This is a genomic window from Marinobacterium aestuariivivens, from assembly GCF_042661465.1.
Taxonomy (GTDB): Bacteria; Pseudomonadota; Gammaproteobacteria; order Pseudomonadales; family Balneatricaceae; genus Marinobacterium_A; species Marinobacterium_A aestuariivivens.
In genome coordinates, this window is sequence record NZ_JBHSWE010000001.1 from 2,224,607 (window position 1) to 2,237,923 (window position 13,317).

At 62.8% G+C, this 13,317-nt stretch carries 14 protein-coding genes and 2 pseudogenes; 7 read left to right on the forward strand and 9 right to left on the reverse strand.

Annotated elements, in window-relative coordinates; all coding sequences use genetic code 11:
• Window positions 1–52 precede the first annotated feature (52 nt).
• A complete protein-coding gene (locus tag ACFQDL_RS11565; RefSeq protein ID WP_379909145.1) occupies window positions 53–1,129 on the forward strand; it encodes a TRAP transporter substrate-binding protein in 1,077 nt (358 codons plus the stop codon).
• A gap of 135 nt (window positions 1,130–1,264) precedes the next feature.
• Here the strand turns inward: ACFQDL_RS11565 and ACFQDL_RS11570 are convergent.
• Together ACFQDL_RS11570 and ACFQDL_RS11575 are read right to left on the reverse strand one after the other, a co-directional pair.
• Window positions 1,265–2,642: pseudogene (locus tag ACFQDL_RS11570) on the reverse strand (TRAP transporter large permease).
• The gene (locus ACFQDL_RS11575) at window positions 2,639–3,190 is read right to left on the reverse strand and encodes a TRAP transporter small permease subunit (protein WP_379909146.1); all 552 of its coding nucleotides are present in this window, start codon (window positions 3,188–3,190) and stop codon (window positions 2,639–2,641) included. The pseudogene ACFQDL_RS11570 and the gene ACFQDL_RS11575 overlap by 4 nt, the downstream one beginning before the upstream one ends.
• Before the next feature lie 227 nt (window positions 3,191–3,417).
• Here ACFQDL_RS11575 and ACFQDL_RS11580 point away from each other — a divergent pair, with 227 nt between their 5' ends.
• From ACFQDL_RS11580 to ACFQDL_RS11590, 3 genes are read left to right on the forward strand one after another with little or no spacing between them, the layout of a single operon-like run.
• Window positions 3,418–4,023 carry a YjaG family protein gene (locus tag ACFQDL_RS11580; protein ID WP_379909147.1) on the forward strand — a complete coding sequence of 202 codons (606 nt, stop codon included), beginning with the start codon at window positions 3,418–3,420 and terminating at the stop codon, window positions 4,021–4,023.
• A complete protein-coding gene (locus ACFQDL_RS11585) occupies window positions 4,023–4,283 on the forward strand; it encodes a hypothetical protein (RefSeq protein ID WP_379909148.1) in 261 nt (86 codons plus the stop codon). The genes ACFQDL_RS11580 and ACFQDL_RS11585 overlap by 1 nt, the downstream gene beginning before the upstream one ends.
• A 10-nt stretch (window positions 4,284–4,293) precedes the next feature.
• Window positions 4,294–4,740 carry a hypothetical protein gene (locus tag ACFQDL_RS11590; protein ID WP_379909149.1) on the forward strand — a complete coding sequence of 149 codons (447 nt, stop codon included), beginning with the start codon at window positions 4,294–4,296 and terminating at the stop codon, window positions 4,738–4,740.
• A gap of 64 nt (window positions 4,741–4,804) precedes the next feature.
• Here ACFQDL_RS11590 and ACFQDL_RS11595 read toward each other — a convergent pair whose 3' ends face one another.
• Window positions 4,805–5,752, reverse strand: a complete 948-nt coding sequence (locus ACFQDL_RS11595) for an NADP-dependent oxidoreductase (RefSeq protein WP_379909150.1) — start codon at window positions 5,750–5,752, stop codon at window positions 4,805–4,807.
• A 119-nt stretch (window positions 5,753–5,871) separates the two neighbouring features.
• Here ACFQDL_RS11595 and ACFQDL_RS11600 point away from each other — a divergent pair, with 119 nt between their 5' ends.
• A complete protein-coding gene (locus ACFQDL_RS11600; protein WP_379909151.1) occupies window positions 5,872–6,099 on the forward strand; it encodes a hypothetical protein in 228 nt (75 codons plus the stop codon).
• 24 nt (window positions 6,100–6,123) lie between these two features.
• Window positions 6,124–6,894: a sulfate transporter CysZ gene (gene cysZ, locus ACFQDL_RS11605; RefSeq protein ID WP_379909152.1), complete on the forward strand. Its 771-nt coding sequence runs from the start codon at window positions 6,124–6,126 to the stop codon at window positions 6,892–6,894.
• A gap of 112 nt (window positions 6,895–7,006) precedes the next feature.
• On the opposite strand, the gene phoR is transcribed toward cysZ, so the two are convergent.
• The 4 genes and pseudogenes from phoR to ACFQDL_RS11625 form a co-directional block, all read right to left on the reverse strand.
• Window positions 7,007–8,320 carry a phosphate regulon sensor histidine kinase PhoR gene (gene phoR / locus ACFQDL_RS11610; protein WP_379909153.1) on the reverse strand — a complete coding sequence of 438 codons (1,314 nt, stop codon included), beginning with the start codon at window positions 8,318–8,320 and terminating at the stop codon, window positions 7,007–7,009.
• Between the two features lie 114 nt (window positions 8,321–8,434).
• Window positions 8,435–9,130, reverse strand: a complete 696-nt coding sequence (gene phoB, locus ACFQDL_RS11615; protein ID WP_379909154.1) for a phosphate regulon transcriptional regulator PhoB — start codon at window positions 9,128–9,130, stop codon at window positions 8,435–8,437.
• 201 nt (window positions 9,131–9,331) lie between these two features.
• Window positions 9,332–10,212, reverse strand: a pseudogene (gene ubiA / locus ACFQDL_RS11620) (4-hydroxybenzoate octaprenyltransferase).
• A gap of 12 nt (window positions 10,213–10,224) precedes the next feature.
• A complete protein-coding gene (locus ACFQDL_RS11625) occupies window positions 10,225–10,788 on the reverse strand; it encodes a chorismate--pyruvate lyase family protein (protein WP_379909155.1) in 564 nt (187 codons plus the stop codon).
• 182 nt (window positions 10,789–10,970) lie between these two features.
• Between ACFQDL_RS11625 and ACFQDL_RS11630 the strand changes: the two genes are divergently transcribed.
• Window positions 10,971–11,537, forward strand: coding sequence for a DUF1415 domain-containing protein (locus tag ACFQDL_RS11630; protein ID WP_379909156.1), 567 nt, complete (start codon window positions 10,971–10,973; stop codon window positions 11,535–11,537).
• 99 nt (window positions 11,538–11,636) lie between these two features.
• On the opposite strand, the gene phoU is transcribed toward ACFQDL_RS11630, so the two are convergent.
• Entirely contained in the window at window positions 11,637–12,380 is a 744-nt protein-coding gene (gene phoU / locus ACFQDL_RS11635) for a phosphate signaling complex protein PhoU (RefSeq protein ID WP_379909157.1), read from the reverse strand.
• A 69-nt stretch (window positions 12,381–12,449) separates the two neighbouring features.
• Entirely contained in the window at window positions 12,450–13,283 is an 834-nt protein-coding gene (pstB, locus tag ACFQDL_RS11640) for a phosphate ABC transporter ATP-binding protein PstB (RefSeq protein WP_379909158.1), read from the reverse strand.
• Between the last annotated feature and the right edge of the window lie 34 nt (window positions 13,284–13,317).

Below are 13,317 nucleotides of genomic sequence, written 5' to 3' on the forward strand. Positions count from 1 at the left end.
TTTGATTCGCAAATAAAAACTCCAACAAGGCAAACAACGCGGGGAACGGACTGTGAAACGTCGTCAATTTTTACAAGGAGCGGGTGCTGCCACCCTGGCGGCAGGCACTCTGGTATCGGCGACCGCCAAGGCGGCACCGGAATACAAGTGGAAGATGGTCACGACCTGGCCGAAGAACTTTCCGGGCCTCGGCACTGGAGCCAACTTCCTCGCCGAACTGATCGGCAAGCTCAGCAACGGCCGTATCGAGGTCAAGGTATACGGCGCCGGCGAGCTGGTCGGGGCACTGGAATGCTTCGATGCGGTTTCCCGCGGCACCGCGGAACTCGGCCATGGTGCCTCCTATTACTGGAAAGGCAAGAGCCGCGCGGCCCAGTTCTTCGCCGCAGTGCCCTTTGGTCTGACGGCCCAGGAGATGAACTCCTGGCTCTACCACGGCGGTGGCATGGAGCTGTGGGAAGAGGTCTACGCGTCTTTCGGTCTGGTACCGGGGGCTGCCGGCAATACCGGCGTGCAGATGGGCGGCTGGTTCAACAAGGAGATCAACAGCGTAGCCGATCTGTCGGGGCTGAAGATGCGCATACCAGGTCTCGGCGGCGAGGTGCTGAAGCGCGCCGGCGGTACGCCTGTGCTGCTGCCGGGCGGTGAAATCTTCCCGTCGCTGCAGTCCGGTGCGATCGACGCCACGGAATGGGTCGGGCCTTACAACGATCTGGCCTTCGGTCTGCACAAGGCGGCCAAGTACTACTACTACCCGGGTTGGCACGAGCCGGGCACGACACTGGAGTGCTTCATCAATAAGGAAGCCCTGGAGGGGCTGCCGGCCGAACTGCAGCTGATCGTGCGCAACGCGATCCGCATTGCCAACCAGGACATGCTGGCGGAGATGACCGCCAAGAACAACCATGCCCTGGAACAGCTGGTCAATGAGCAGGGCGTCGAACTGCGCCGCTTCCCGGACGACGTGCTGCTCAAGCTGCGCGACCTGTCCGACGAAGTGATCGCCGAAGAGGCGGCCCAGGACGAGATCACCAAGAAGGTGTTCGACTCCTTCGTCAAGTTCCGTGACCAGGCAAAGAAGTGGCACGCGGTATCGGAGCAGGCCTACCTCAACGCCCGTTCGCTTTAAGCGCAGCGCTTTGCAACAAAGAAGGCCGGCAGATGCCGGCCTTCTTCTGTTTCGTAGGTCGGGTAGAGGCCTGAAGGGCCGAAACCCGACAAGGGTGTCGGGCTTCGCTGCGCTCTGCCCGACCTACGATACCCCCTACCCGTAAACGATTTCCGGCAACCAGGTCGCGAGCGATGGCCACCAGGCCAGCAGTCCGAGCATGGCGACCTGGATCAGGATAAAGGGGATGACGCCGCGATAGATCTGGACCGTCGAGACGCTTTCAGGCGCCACGCCCCGAAGATAGAAAAGGGCGAAACCGAACGGCGGTGTCAGGAAGGAGGTTTGCAGGTTGATCGCGAACATGATGCCGAGCCAGACCGGATCCAGGCCCATGGTCAGCAGGATCGGCGCGACGATCGGCACCACCACGAAGGTGATCTCGATAAAGTCGAGGAAGAAACCGAGCAGGAATATCACCAGCATCACCAGTATCATGGCGCCGACGATGCCGCCCGGCAGGCCCGTGAGGAAGTCCCGCACCAGATCATCGCCACCGTAGCCGCGAAATACCAGCGAGAAGATCGAGGCACCGACCAGAATGATGAACACCATCGAGCTGACCTCGGTGGTCGATTTCATCACCTGCTTGAGGATCGTCAGGCTGAAGGTGCGGCGCAGTGCGGCCAGAATCATGGCACCCACGGCACCGACCGAAGCCGCCTCGGTCGGGGTCGCGAAGCCGCCGAGAATGGAACCCAGCACCAGGCCGATCAGCAGAATGGGGGCACCAGGGCCTTGAGCACCCGGCTGCCGAGATCCTCAACCGCATCGCGCTCCGCCTGGGGGATCGCCGGTACCGACGCCGGATGGACGATTGCCTTGAACAGCAGATAGAGGATGTAGGCGGCGACCAGCATCAGGCCCGGCAGCAGCGCACCGAGAAAAGGTCGCCGACGGTCACGGTTTCGGGCGAAAAGATGCCCTGGTCGATCTGCGCCTGTTGATAGGCCGACGAGATGACGTCACCGAGCAGTACCAGCACGATCGACGGCGGGATGATCTGACCCAGGGTTCCCGACGCGCAGATGGTGCCGGCGGCGACCTTCGGGTCGTAGCCGCGGCGCAGCATGGTCGGCAGTGACAGCAGTCCCATGGTCACGACGGTGGCGCCGACGATGCCGGTACTGGCGGCCAGCAGCATGCCCACCAGGGTCACGGAAATGCCCAGGCCGCCGCGCATCGGGCCGAACATCAGCGCCATCGCATCGAGCAGCTCTTCGGCAATGCGGGACTTTTCGAGCATCACGCCCATGAACACGAACAGCGGTACCGCGATCAGCACTTCGTTGTTCATGATGCCGAACAGCCGGTTCGGTACCGCCTCGAGGAAGACTGCATCGAAATGGCCCGTGAAAGTGCCGATGGCGGCGAAGATAAGCCCGGTTCCGGCCAGCGAGAAGGCGACCGAATAACCCAGCAGCAGCACCACGACGGCGCCGGCGAACAGCAGCAGCGGAAGCAGCTCAGTCATAGTCCGTGCTCCTCTTCTTCCGGGTTAAGGTGGCCCTGGCCGCTCAGCACCAGCAGGCAGCGACCCAGGTCCGCGAGTCCCTGCATGATCATCATGATCGGCATGGCAATCAGCGTGGACTTGAGAACATAGCGGTACGGAATGCCCCCGGCTTCCTGGGAGCCTTCCAGCAGGCTCCAGGAGGTGGCGACGTAGTCCCAGGAGATCACCAGGATGAACACCGATACCGGCAGCAGCAGCAGCAGGGTGCCGAGGAGGTTGATCCAGGCCTTGCCGCGTTCGGTGAGCGGGCGGTAGAAGATGTCGACCCGGACATGGCCGTCATGCTTGAGGGTATAAGCCGCGCCAAGCAGGAAGACGAAGCTGTGCATGTAAATGACCGATTCCTGTAACGCGATGTTGCCGACATTGAACAGGTAGCGCATGACCACGATCGCAAAAGTGATCAGGACCATGAGCAGGGTCAGCCAGGAAATAATCCGGCCGCTCCATTCACTGAAGGCATCCAGCAGTCGGACCAGCCGGTCAATCGGGGAGAGTGCAGGCATTGTGGTGGTTACCGCTATCCGTTTCGGAGAAGAGGCATTAAATATAACGTCATCGCTGCGAATCGTCAGTTCCCCCTGCCGCAAAATGGCGCAAAAGCATGGGAATCCGCGATCACAGGCCTGCAGAGAACAGCTGGGACTTGCCCGCGGCTTCCCTTACAATAGGGCCAGCCCGTCGGCACCAGGCCGGCGTGGCCAGACTGAATCCCCGAATTGCGGAGAGATTGATGACGGATCAACTGGAAATCGAAGCGCGGCTGCTGCGACTGGACCCGCCCCGGCTGACAGCCTTCTGCGCGGCCCTGACCGAACGCATGTTCCCGAACTTCGCGCTGTTTTCGCGCCTTGTCGAGTTCGGCGACGCGGCCCAGTTGCGGCAGATTCTCAATGGCGTCTGGGATCAGCTGGCCAACAGCGGTGCGAAGATGAATTTCGAGGTCCAGCTCGACAAGGTCGAGGCCAATATGCCTGAGCTGGACGATTTCGACATGTATGGGGCCTCGCCGGCACTCGATGCCGTAGTCGCGCTGTTTTCGACCCTCAGCTGCGTGCTTGAAGCGGATGCCAGCGAGGCCGTCGCGGTGGCGAACCTGTCACGCGAATGCGTGGCCAACTTCATCGAGGTCACCGAAGGCGACGACCAGATGTCCGACGAGGAGCTGGTGCGCTTTATCAATACCCACGAAATGATGCTGCAGGAGGAGGCTTTCCAGGAGGATGTGCTGGAGAGCCTCGAGTCGGCATCCGCCTTCAATCCCGCCCGGGTGCGGGAGCTGCGCGCCCTGGCCCGGAACGAGGGCTTCAGCAACATCGGCATCAGCGACGAAGACTGATGCTGCGTCTCGGACTGTTGCTGCTGGTGCTGCCGGGCCTGGCGATGATGGCGGGGTTCATGCTGGAGCAGTCGGCGGTCGACGCCTGTCTCGACAGCGGCGGCTCTTATGAGTACGCGGCCGGGACTTGCGACAGTACCGGCAATCACCCCTTCGTGCCGTTCAGTGCACGTTATCCGTTGCTGGTGAACGGCGGCATGTCGTTGTCCGTTATCGGGTTGCTGCTCTGTCTGACCGGCCTGTATCGCGGCCGTCGCTGAGGAGCCCTCCATGAAAACCCGCTCCAAGGTGCTGCTGGGCCTGTTACTGCTGCTGTTGGCTGCGTCGTTCTGGGCCTGGCGTTACGGTCCCGGCTGGCTGGTGCAATTCAATGCTCAGCAGCAGCAGGCCAGGACGGCCTCCGAGGCCGAGGGGCACGGCTTTGGCCGGCAGTCGGACCAGCAGGGCTGTCTCGATCGCGCTCTGACCGACTTCAATGCCTGCAGCGGTTATGACTGCACGCTGCAGCAGGATTTCTTTCTCAAGGCCTGCCTTGAAGAGGCGGCCCCGTCAGCAGGCTTCTGTGATGGCGTGCCGGCCTACCGTGAACAACCCTCCGAAGACGACAAGACCTGGGCGCGCCACCGCTGCTGGGATCTTGATATCCGCGGTGAGGGCTGCCGCCTGCTGCTGCGCCAGCAGCAGTACTGGTGCGGCGGCGGGGTCGCGGCCGAATAAGCTTTTTGTCGGGCACCCGTTGTGGGAGCTCACTCTGTGAGCGAATAACCACCACTCACCACTTTCAGCTTTCTTCGATCGTCAGTACCAGCTTGCCGCGCACATGGCCGCCGGCGCTCTGCTGATGCGCCTGCCGGGCTTCGCTCAGCGGCAGTTCGCCGGCCAGTGTCAGTTGCAGTTTGCCTTCGGCGCACAGGCGCGCCAGCTCCGCCAGCTGCTGGCCGTTCGGCTCGACGCGGATACCCAGGGCCTGCTTGCCGTCCGCTTCGGCGGCGCGGATCACGGCATCCGCGGTGACCGAAGGCAGGGTGACCAGACGGCCGCCGGGTTTGAGACAGCTCAGCGCGCTGATGCCGACTTCGCCGCCAATGCCGTCGATCACCAGGTCCGCATCCTGCACTTCGCTGGCCAGATCCTGGGTCTTGTAGTCGATCAGCCGGTCGCAGCCAAGGCCTCGCAGGTATTCATGGTTTGCCGCGGAGGCGGAACCGATCACCTCGGCACCCGCGGCCTTGGCCAGCTGCACCGCCAGATGTCCGACGCCACCGGCCGCGGCCAGTACGAGCACCTTCTGTCCGGCCTGCAATTGTCCCTTGTCGTGCAGCGCCTGCCAGGCGGTGAGACCGGCAAGGCCGAGACCGCCGGCCTGGCTGAAGCTCAGTTCGTCCGGCTTATGGGCGATCTGAGCCACCGGTGCCGCGACATACTCGGCGTAGCAGCCGGCCGCTTCGGGAAAACGGATGAAGCCGAACACCCGGTCGCCGATCTGGTAGTCCTCGACACCGGCGCCGACCATTTCCACGGTGCCCGCGAACTCCCAGCCCGGAATGAACGGCAGCTTGCCGATAAAGGCCGCGGCACCGCCACCGCTGCAGGTTTTCCAGTCGATCGGGTTGACGCCGGCGGCGCGGTTACGTACCAGGACCTCGTTGTCGCGGATGGTCGGGGTCGGCACTTCCTCGCAGCTCAGGGCGTCGGCTCCGCCGAAGGCGTGTATGCGGCTTGCTTTCATCTGGTCTCTCCCGCAGCGTGCGGCATGCAGCCGCTGACGTTTGAATTTGATAGGCTTGCGTTGCAGGCAGCCACCCCGCAGGCGGCTGCGCTCCCATTCAGCTATTGGATAGCAAGAGTATGATCTATTTGGCAATTTTGGAACTGCTGTTGTTCTGGGGCGGTCTCATTCTGTTCCTGCTGTCGCTCGGTCTCTATGCCCTGAGGACCCGGGACTACCGGTCGCTGCTGGTTTTCTGGCAACCGACCATCCAGTTCAGCCCGGTCGAGAGCCGCCTTAACCGCACCGGGCTGCTGATGATGATTCTCGGCGTGGTGCTGAGGTTCTATCTGTTTTACTTGAGCTAACACTGGCAAATTCGGGACGCTGTCATGAAAGGAAATCCGCTGAGAGGCGCAGGCTATCTGTTACGGGGCCTGCAGATGCTGCCCGATCCCTCGATCCGGCACTTCGTCATCATACCGCTGCTGGTCAATATTCTGCTGTTCGGCGGTGCCATCTGGCTGCTGCTGGAGCAGTTCGGCTTCTGGGTCGACTATCTGATCAACCAGTTGCTGCCGGACTGGGAGTGGCTGGAGTTTCTGCGCTACCTGCTGTGGCCGTTGCTGGCACTGCTGGTGCTGGTGCTGGTCTATTACAGCTTTACCATCGTGGCGAACTTTATTGCCGCCCCGTTCAACGGCTTTCTGGCCGAAAAGGTCGAGCGGCAGCTGCGCGGCGTCGCGGTTGGCGACGAGGGCTGGAAAGCGTTGCTGGCGATGGTTCCCCGTACCATCCAGCGCGAGCTGGCGAAACTTGCCTACTACCTGCCGCGGGTGCTGTTGCTGCTGGTTCTGACCTTCATACCGGTGATCGGCCTGCTGTCGCCGCTGCTCTGGTTTCTGTTCGGCGCCTGGATGATGTCGATCCAGTACTGCGACTATCCGATGGACAACAACAGGGTCAGTTTCGCGCAGATGAAGCAGCTGCTGAAATCCGAACGCCTGACGGCGGTCGGCTTCGGAGGCCTGATCCAGGTGGGGATGATGATTCCGCTGCTGAACCTGGTGCTGATGCCGGCCGCGGTGGTTGGCGCAACCCTGTACTGGGTCGAGGAACATGCCCCCGTCGTCGGCGGCGGCACCGCGCTAAGAACGTCGTAAGGTCGGTTATTATGTAGGGTGCTGGTAAGTGAACGCACCGCACCACCGCGGATTATAGTGCGCTTCGCTATCGCTCAGCAGCACCCTACGACCCTCTCGCGTCAGCCGAAGATCAGGGCGCAGCGCGGTCCCGGGAATCCGGCATCACCAGCATTTCAGGCGGGAAGTGACAGCTGAAGGTACTGCCTTCACCGGGCTGACTCTCGATGCTCAGCTGGGCGCCGTGTCGCACCAGCACATGCTTGACGATCGCCAGCCCGAGGCCGGTTCCGCCGCTGGCCGACGAACGGCTTTCGTCGACGCGGTAGAAGCGCTCGGTGAGACGGGGAATATGGATCGGGTCGATGCCGATACCGTCGTCGCTGACCGAGAAGTGCCCGCCCCTGGCGTCGACCCACCAGCGTAGCCGGATATGGCCGTTGTCCGGGGTATAGCGCACCGCATTGAACACCAGGTTCGAAAAGGCGCTGTGCAGTTCCAGTTCCTGTCCGACCAGTTCCAGTTCGCTGTCCAGCTCCAGGCTGATCTGATGCTGCTTTTCCTGTGCCAGGGCCTGGGCGTCATGCTCTATCTGCATCAGCATACTGTGCAGCGCCACCGGGTGTTCGTCGGCGATATGGTTGCTGCCTTCGAGGCGCGACAACATCAGCAGGTCGCTGACAAGGCTTTCCATGCGCCGGGCCTGGGCCTGCATCTGGCTGAGCGCCCGTGTCAGCGGTCGCGGGAGGTCCTGATCGAGGAAGGTCTCGAGGTAGCCGCAGATCACGGTCAGCGGGGTGCGCAGTTCATGGGAGGCGTTGGCGACGAAGTCCTGCCGGGTCTGCTCCAGGCGCACCAGGCGGGTGATGTCCCGTGCCACCAGCAGGCGGTCGCCCTCGCCGAACTTGGTGACCTGGTACTGCAGACGGATATCGGGGTTGATCGGGCTGGGCAGCTCCAGCGGGTCGCTGTACTGACCACGACGGAAATAGCGGATAAAGCGGGGGTCGCGGAGCAGGTTCATCACCGGCTTGCCGCGGTCCGACGAGGCCTTGAGCCCGAGCAGGCGGTCGGCCGAGCGGTTCCACCATTCCAGGTTGTTGCTGCGGTCGATAATGACCAGGCCGTCCTGCAGTGCGGCAGAGGACTGCTGAAAGCGCTGCAGTGCGGCCAGCAGATCCTGCTCGCGCTTGCCGGAGCGTCGCTGAATGCGTGCCAGCTCGTCGAACAGCTCGCCCCAGTGGCCCGGTGCCTCGGGAGGCTGGGAGTCGTCCCGGCGCTGTACCCAGTCGCTCAGCCGGTTGAAATGACGGACCTGCACCAGGCCCCAGCCGCAGAGCGCCACCGCCGCACCCCAGCCGGCGAAGCCGAACAGCAGCCCGGTCAGGGCGCCGGCGAGGATGCTGAGGGCCATACTGAACAGCATGGCGTTCCGGGCTTTCTGCATCTGAGATACTTCCTGTCAATCGGGCGGCCAAGGGTGATCCCGAATTTTTCTAATGTCTCTGAGCTGTAAGACTTTTTCTCGAGGTGCCTGCCGCCGCGCGGCCGCCTCCTGCCTTCAGGCGACCTTGGCGGAGAAGCGGTAGCCGGTACCTCGCACGGTCTGCACCAGGTAGTCGTGGCGGCTGCCGAGGGCCTTGCGCAGACGGCGGATGTGTACATCGACGGTACGCTCCTCGACGTATACATTGCCGCCCCAGACCATGTCCAGCAACTGGCCACGGGAATAGGCCCGGTCCTGGTGAGTCATGAAGAACTGCAGCAGGCGGAACTCGGTCGGCCCCAGTTCCACCGGCTTGTCGTCGGACGTGACGCGGTGGGAGATCGGGTCCAGCGTCAGGCCGTCGACGCTGACCGGTTCTTCGATGCCCTTGGGGGTGGTGCGGCGCAGCACCGTTTTCAGCCGCGCCACCAGCTCGCGGGGCGAGAACGGTTTGGTGATATAGTCATCGACGCCGGCTTCCAGGCCCTTGACCTTGCTGTCCTCTTCGCCCTTGGCGGTGAGCATGATGATCGGGATTTCCGCCGTCATTTCATCATTGCGCAGCCGGCGGGCGAAGTCGATACCCGTCATGCCGGGCATCATCCAGTCCAGCAGCACCAGGTCCGGCGTACTGTCGACGACGATTTCGTGGGCGTCGCGGGCATTGTCCGCTTCCAGGCACTCGTAGCCGGCCATCTCCAGCGCGACCGCGATCATTTCACGAATCGGCGCTTCGTCGTCGACAATCAGTACACGTTTTGATGCAGACATGGGTTTGCCTCTGTACAAATTAACTGGAAATGCCCTCGGGCCCATCCTGGGCCCGGGGACACGTCAGGGTTCCCGATACCTTTGAGCGGAGAAAGGCCGAGAAACACGGGTAATTAATACGGCAATATTACAAACGTAAATTATGACAGAGATATGACGAAGCGTCCCAAGCGGTACCTATTGGCGGCAAAAAGATGCCGATCAGGTGGCCTGCGTGTAGTGGGCGGCGATACCAATAAAGATGGCAAGACCCGCGTAATGATTGTTGAGGAAGGCGCGGAAGCAGGGTTCCCGTTCGCGCCGCCGGGCAATCCAGGCCTGGTAGAGGAAGAAGCCTGCCGCCACCACAAGACCGCCGTAGTACCAGAAGGAGAGGCCCAGCTGCCGGCCCACCAGCACCAGGCATAACAGGGTCAGTGCCTGCAGCATGGCGATGATCAGCCGGTCGGCATCGCCGAACAGGATGGCGGTGGACTTGATGCCGACCACCAGATCATCGTCGCGATCGACCATCGCATAGTAGGTGTCGTAGGCCACGGTCCAGAGCAGGTTGGCGGTAAACAGCAGCCAGGCAATGGGCACCAGCTCGGCGTCGAGGGCGGTGAAGGCCATGGGAATGGCCCAGGAGAAGGCGGCGCCGAGCACGACCTGGGGCAGGTGGGTGTAGCGCTTCATGAACGGGTAGGTCGCGGCCAGCGCCAGACCGCCGAAGGACATCAGTACCGTGGTGGTGTTGGTGAAAAGTACCAGCACGAAGGCCAGCAGCATCAGCGTGGCGAACAGCGTCAGGGCTTCACGACTGCTGACCCGGCCCGTGGGCAGCGGGCGGCTGGCCGTCCGTTTGACATGGCCGTCGACCTTGCGGTCGGCAAAATCGTTGATAACGCAGCCGCCGGCCCGGGTCAGCACCACGCCGGCACAGAAGATCAGCAGGATATCCAGGGTGGCAGTCCGCCGGCCGCGATCCAGAGCGCCCAGAGCGTGGGCCAGAGCAGCAGGTAGATGCCGATCGGGCGGTTGACCCGGGACAGCTGAACATAGGCGTCGAGGCGCTCGCGTAGGTACTCTGGGGAAAGCTGCATTTGCATAAGCGATTATCCGCGGCTGTTGCGACGAAGCGGGTATTCTACCGACTTCAGCGCGGGCAGAAAAACCTCGCACACCAGCAGCGGCTTGCCGGCCAGCCGGAATACCGATCGCCGCGCCCAGAGGCGGGTGCCGTCGGCCAGCCGCAGGTCGCCGATCTGCAGCGGCTCCCGCTGCATCGTCGGGTCCCGGAACAGTACCGATCCCAGCGAACGGTTGCCGATCTCCCTGAGTTGGCGCTGAGGGCCGGACAGAGTGCTGACCGGGAATACCGAACGGGCATAGACCCAGGGTTCGCCCCGGCCCAGCAGCAGCACCTCGCGAACCAGTGCCAGCTGGCGCGGCGGCAGGCCCAGTGCCCGGGCCTCGGAGTGGGAGGGCTTGAAATAGCCCTGGCGTAGTACCTCGACCCGGAAATGCCCCTGGCTGGCGAGGACCAGTCGTTGTGTCAGCGAACCGCGGTCCTGCAGCCAGCTGCGCCAGGGTTGGGGCGCGGCCAGGCGGGACGGGCGCTTCAACGTACGCCAGCGGGTCGAGAAATGGTTACGGGTCAGGGCCTGTGCGGGGGTCACAACTTCGGTCCGAATCAGAAAGCGGCTATCTTAGCAGAGGGGGCTGTAGGGTGGCAATGAGCGCAGCGAATTCCACCATGGGTCACGTAAGGCATGAGAGGAGCTGCGTAGCCCGATCCCCGGGCGAATCCGGGCTAACTTGGTGTAAGCTGGCAGTGAATGGCAATCTCAGAGCGAGCGAAATGAAGCGAAACTACGACAGCGACGAGATCCTGGCCCTGATGCAGCGCTGGGTCGAGGTGATGGTGGTCGGCGAGAATCTCTGCCCCTTTGCGGCGCCGGACGTGCGCCATGGCCGGGTGCGCTATGCCATCAGCGAGGCGCGGACCGAGGAGGCCCTGGCGCGGGACTTCCTCGCCGAACTGGACCTGATCCAGCATGCGGCCGAAGACGAAGTCGCGACCAGCCTGCTGATCGCGCCGCGGATGCTGGCCGATTTCGGGGACTACCTCGACATGCTGGCGCTGTGCGAGACGCTGATCGAGCGTGCCGGACTGGACGGAGTCTTCCAGCTCGCCAGCTTTCATCCCCGCTACCTGTTCGGCGGGGTACCGGAAGACGATCTCAGCCACTGGACCAATCGCGCGCCCTTTCCGGCCTTTCACCTGATCCGCGAGGGGCAGATGAGCCGGGTGCTGATGAACTATCCGGATCCGGACGCGATTCCGGAGCGCAATATCGAGCATCTGCGGGCGCTCGGGCGGGACGGCCTGGTCCGGCTGTTCCCGCCGTTTGCGGATTACTGCTGAACGGCCGTAGGAGCCGCGTCCCGCGGCGAATAGGTTTGGCACCGAGCCAAATTCATTCGCACCGGGGAAGTGCCCTTTGGGTGCGGCGCTCCTACGAAGTCAATCCTCGTCGCTCTCTTCGCTTTCGTCCTGGACCGTGCGCTTCATCTCCTTGAGGCTCTGGTGGCGCACGTCGGTGCCGCTGACCAGGTAGACCAGATGCTCGGCCAGGTTGCAGGCGTGGTCGCCGATGCGCTCGAGCGCGCGCAGTACCCAGATGACGTTGAGCACACTGCTGATCGAGCGCGGATCCTCCATCATGTAGGTGGCCAGTGAGCGCATCGCCGAGCGGTACTCCTGGTCGACGGCCTTGTCCTGTTTCGCCACCTGATAGGCCAGCTGGATATCGCTGCGGGCAAAGGCCGTCAGCACGTCCCGGACCATGGCCCGGACCAGGCTGCCGATATGGCGCACTTCCTGGTAGCCGCGCGGCGATTCGCCGGTATTGACCAGCTCGATGGCGTGGCGGCAGATGCGGGTCGCTTCGTCGCCGATGCGCTCGAGGTCCGCCACCGCGCGCGAGATCGCCATGATCATGCGCAGGTCGCTGGCGGCGGGCTGACGGCGGGCGATGATGCGGGTGCAGTGCTCGTCAATCATCAGCTCCATGTCGTTGGTCTGCTTGTCGACGCGCAGGGAGCGCTCGGCCAGCTCGGCGTCGCCGTTGAGCAGGGCCTCGATGCCGTCATGCACCTGGCGCTCGACCAGGCCGCCCATGGTCAGCAGTTCGGTGCGGATCTGCTCCAGCTCTTCGTTGAATTGCTGGGATATATGGGTGCTGTAACCGTCCTTTTCGAATTCCACGGTCTTCTCTCCAGTTGTGCTGTGTATACCGAGCCAACGCAGTAGATGGATGTAACGTCCGTAAGACTCTTAGCCGTAACGGCCGGTGATGTAGTCTTCGGTCTGTTTCTGTACCGGGTTGGTGAACAGGGTGTCGGTGACACCGAATTCGACCAGGTCGCCCATGTACATGAAGGCGGTATAGTCCGACACTCGGGCCGCCTGCTGCATGTTGTGGGTGACGATGGCGATGGTGAAGTCCTTTTTCAGCTCGTGGATCAGTTCTTCGATTTTCAGCGTCGAGATCGGGTCGAGCGCCGAAGCCGGCTCATCGAGCAGCAGCACTTCGGGCTTGACCGCGATGGTGCGGGCAATGACCAGACGCTGCTGCTGACCGCCGGACATGCCCAGCGCGCTTTCGTGCAGGCGGTCCTTGACCTCGTCCCAGAGGGCGGACGAACGCAGTGCCCATTCCACCGTCTCGTCGATCAGGCGCTTCTTGTTGACGCCCTGGATACGCAGGCCGTAAGCGACGTTCTCGTAGATCGACTTCGGGAAGGGGTTGGGCTTCTGGAACACCATGCCGACGCGACGCCGCAGCTCGGCGACATCGACGCCGCGGCCGTAGATGTTGTCGCCGTCGAGCAGGATCTCACCGGTGATGTTGCAGCTGTCGACCAGGTCGTTCATGCGGTTGAAGCAGCGCAGCAGGGTCGACTTGCCGCAGCCGGACGGGCCGATAAAGGCGGTCACCCGGTTTTTCGGGATCTGCATGTCGATGCCGTGCAGCGCTTCCTTCTCGCCGTAGCACAGGCGCAGATCCCTGACCTGCAGCGTGATCTCTTCGTCTTCCAGGCGCAGTTCGCGCTGATCGCGCTGCATGGAAGTGATATCGATGGCGTGGGTTTTGATATCAGTGGTCATGTCTCGAAACCTTTGTTGAGTCAGCTCGCCGGGC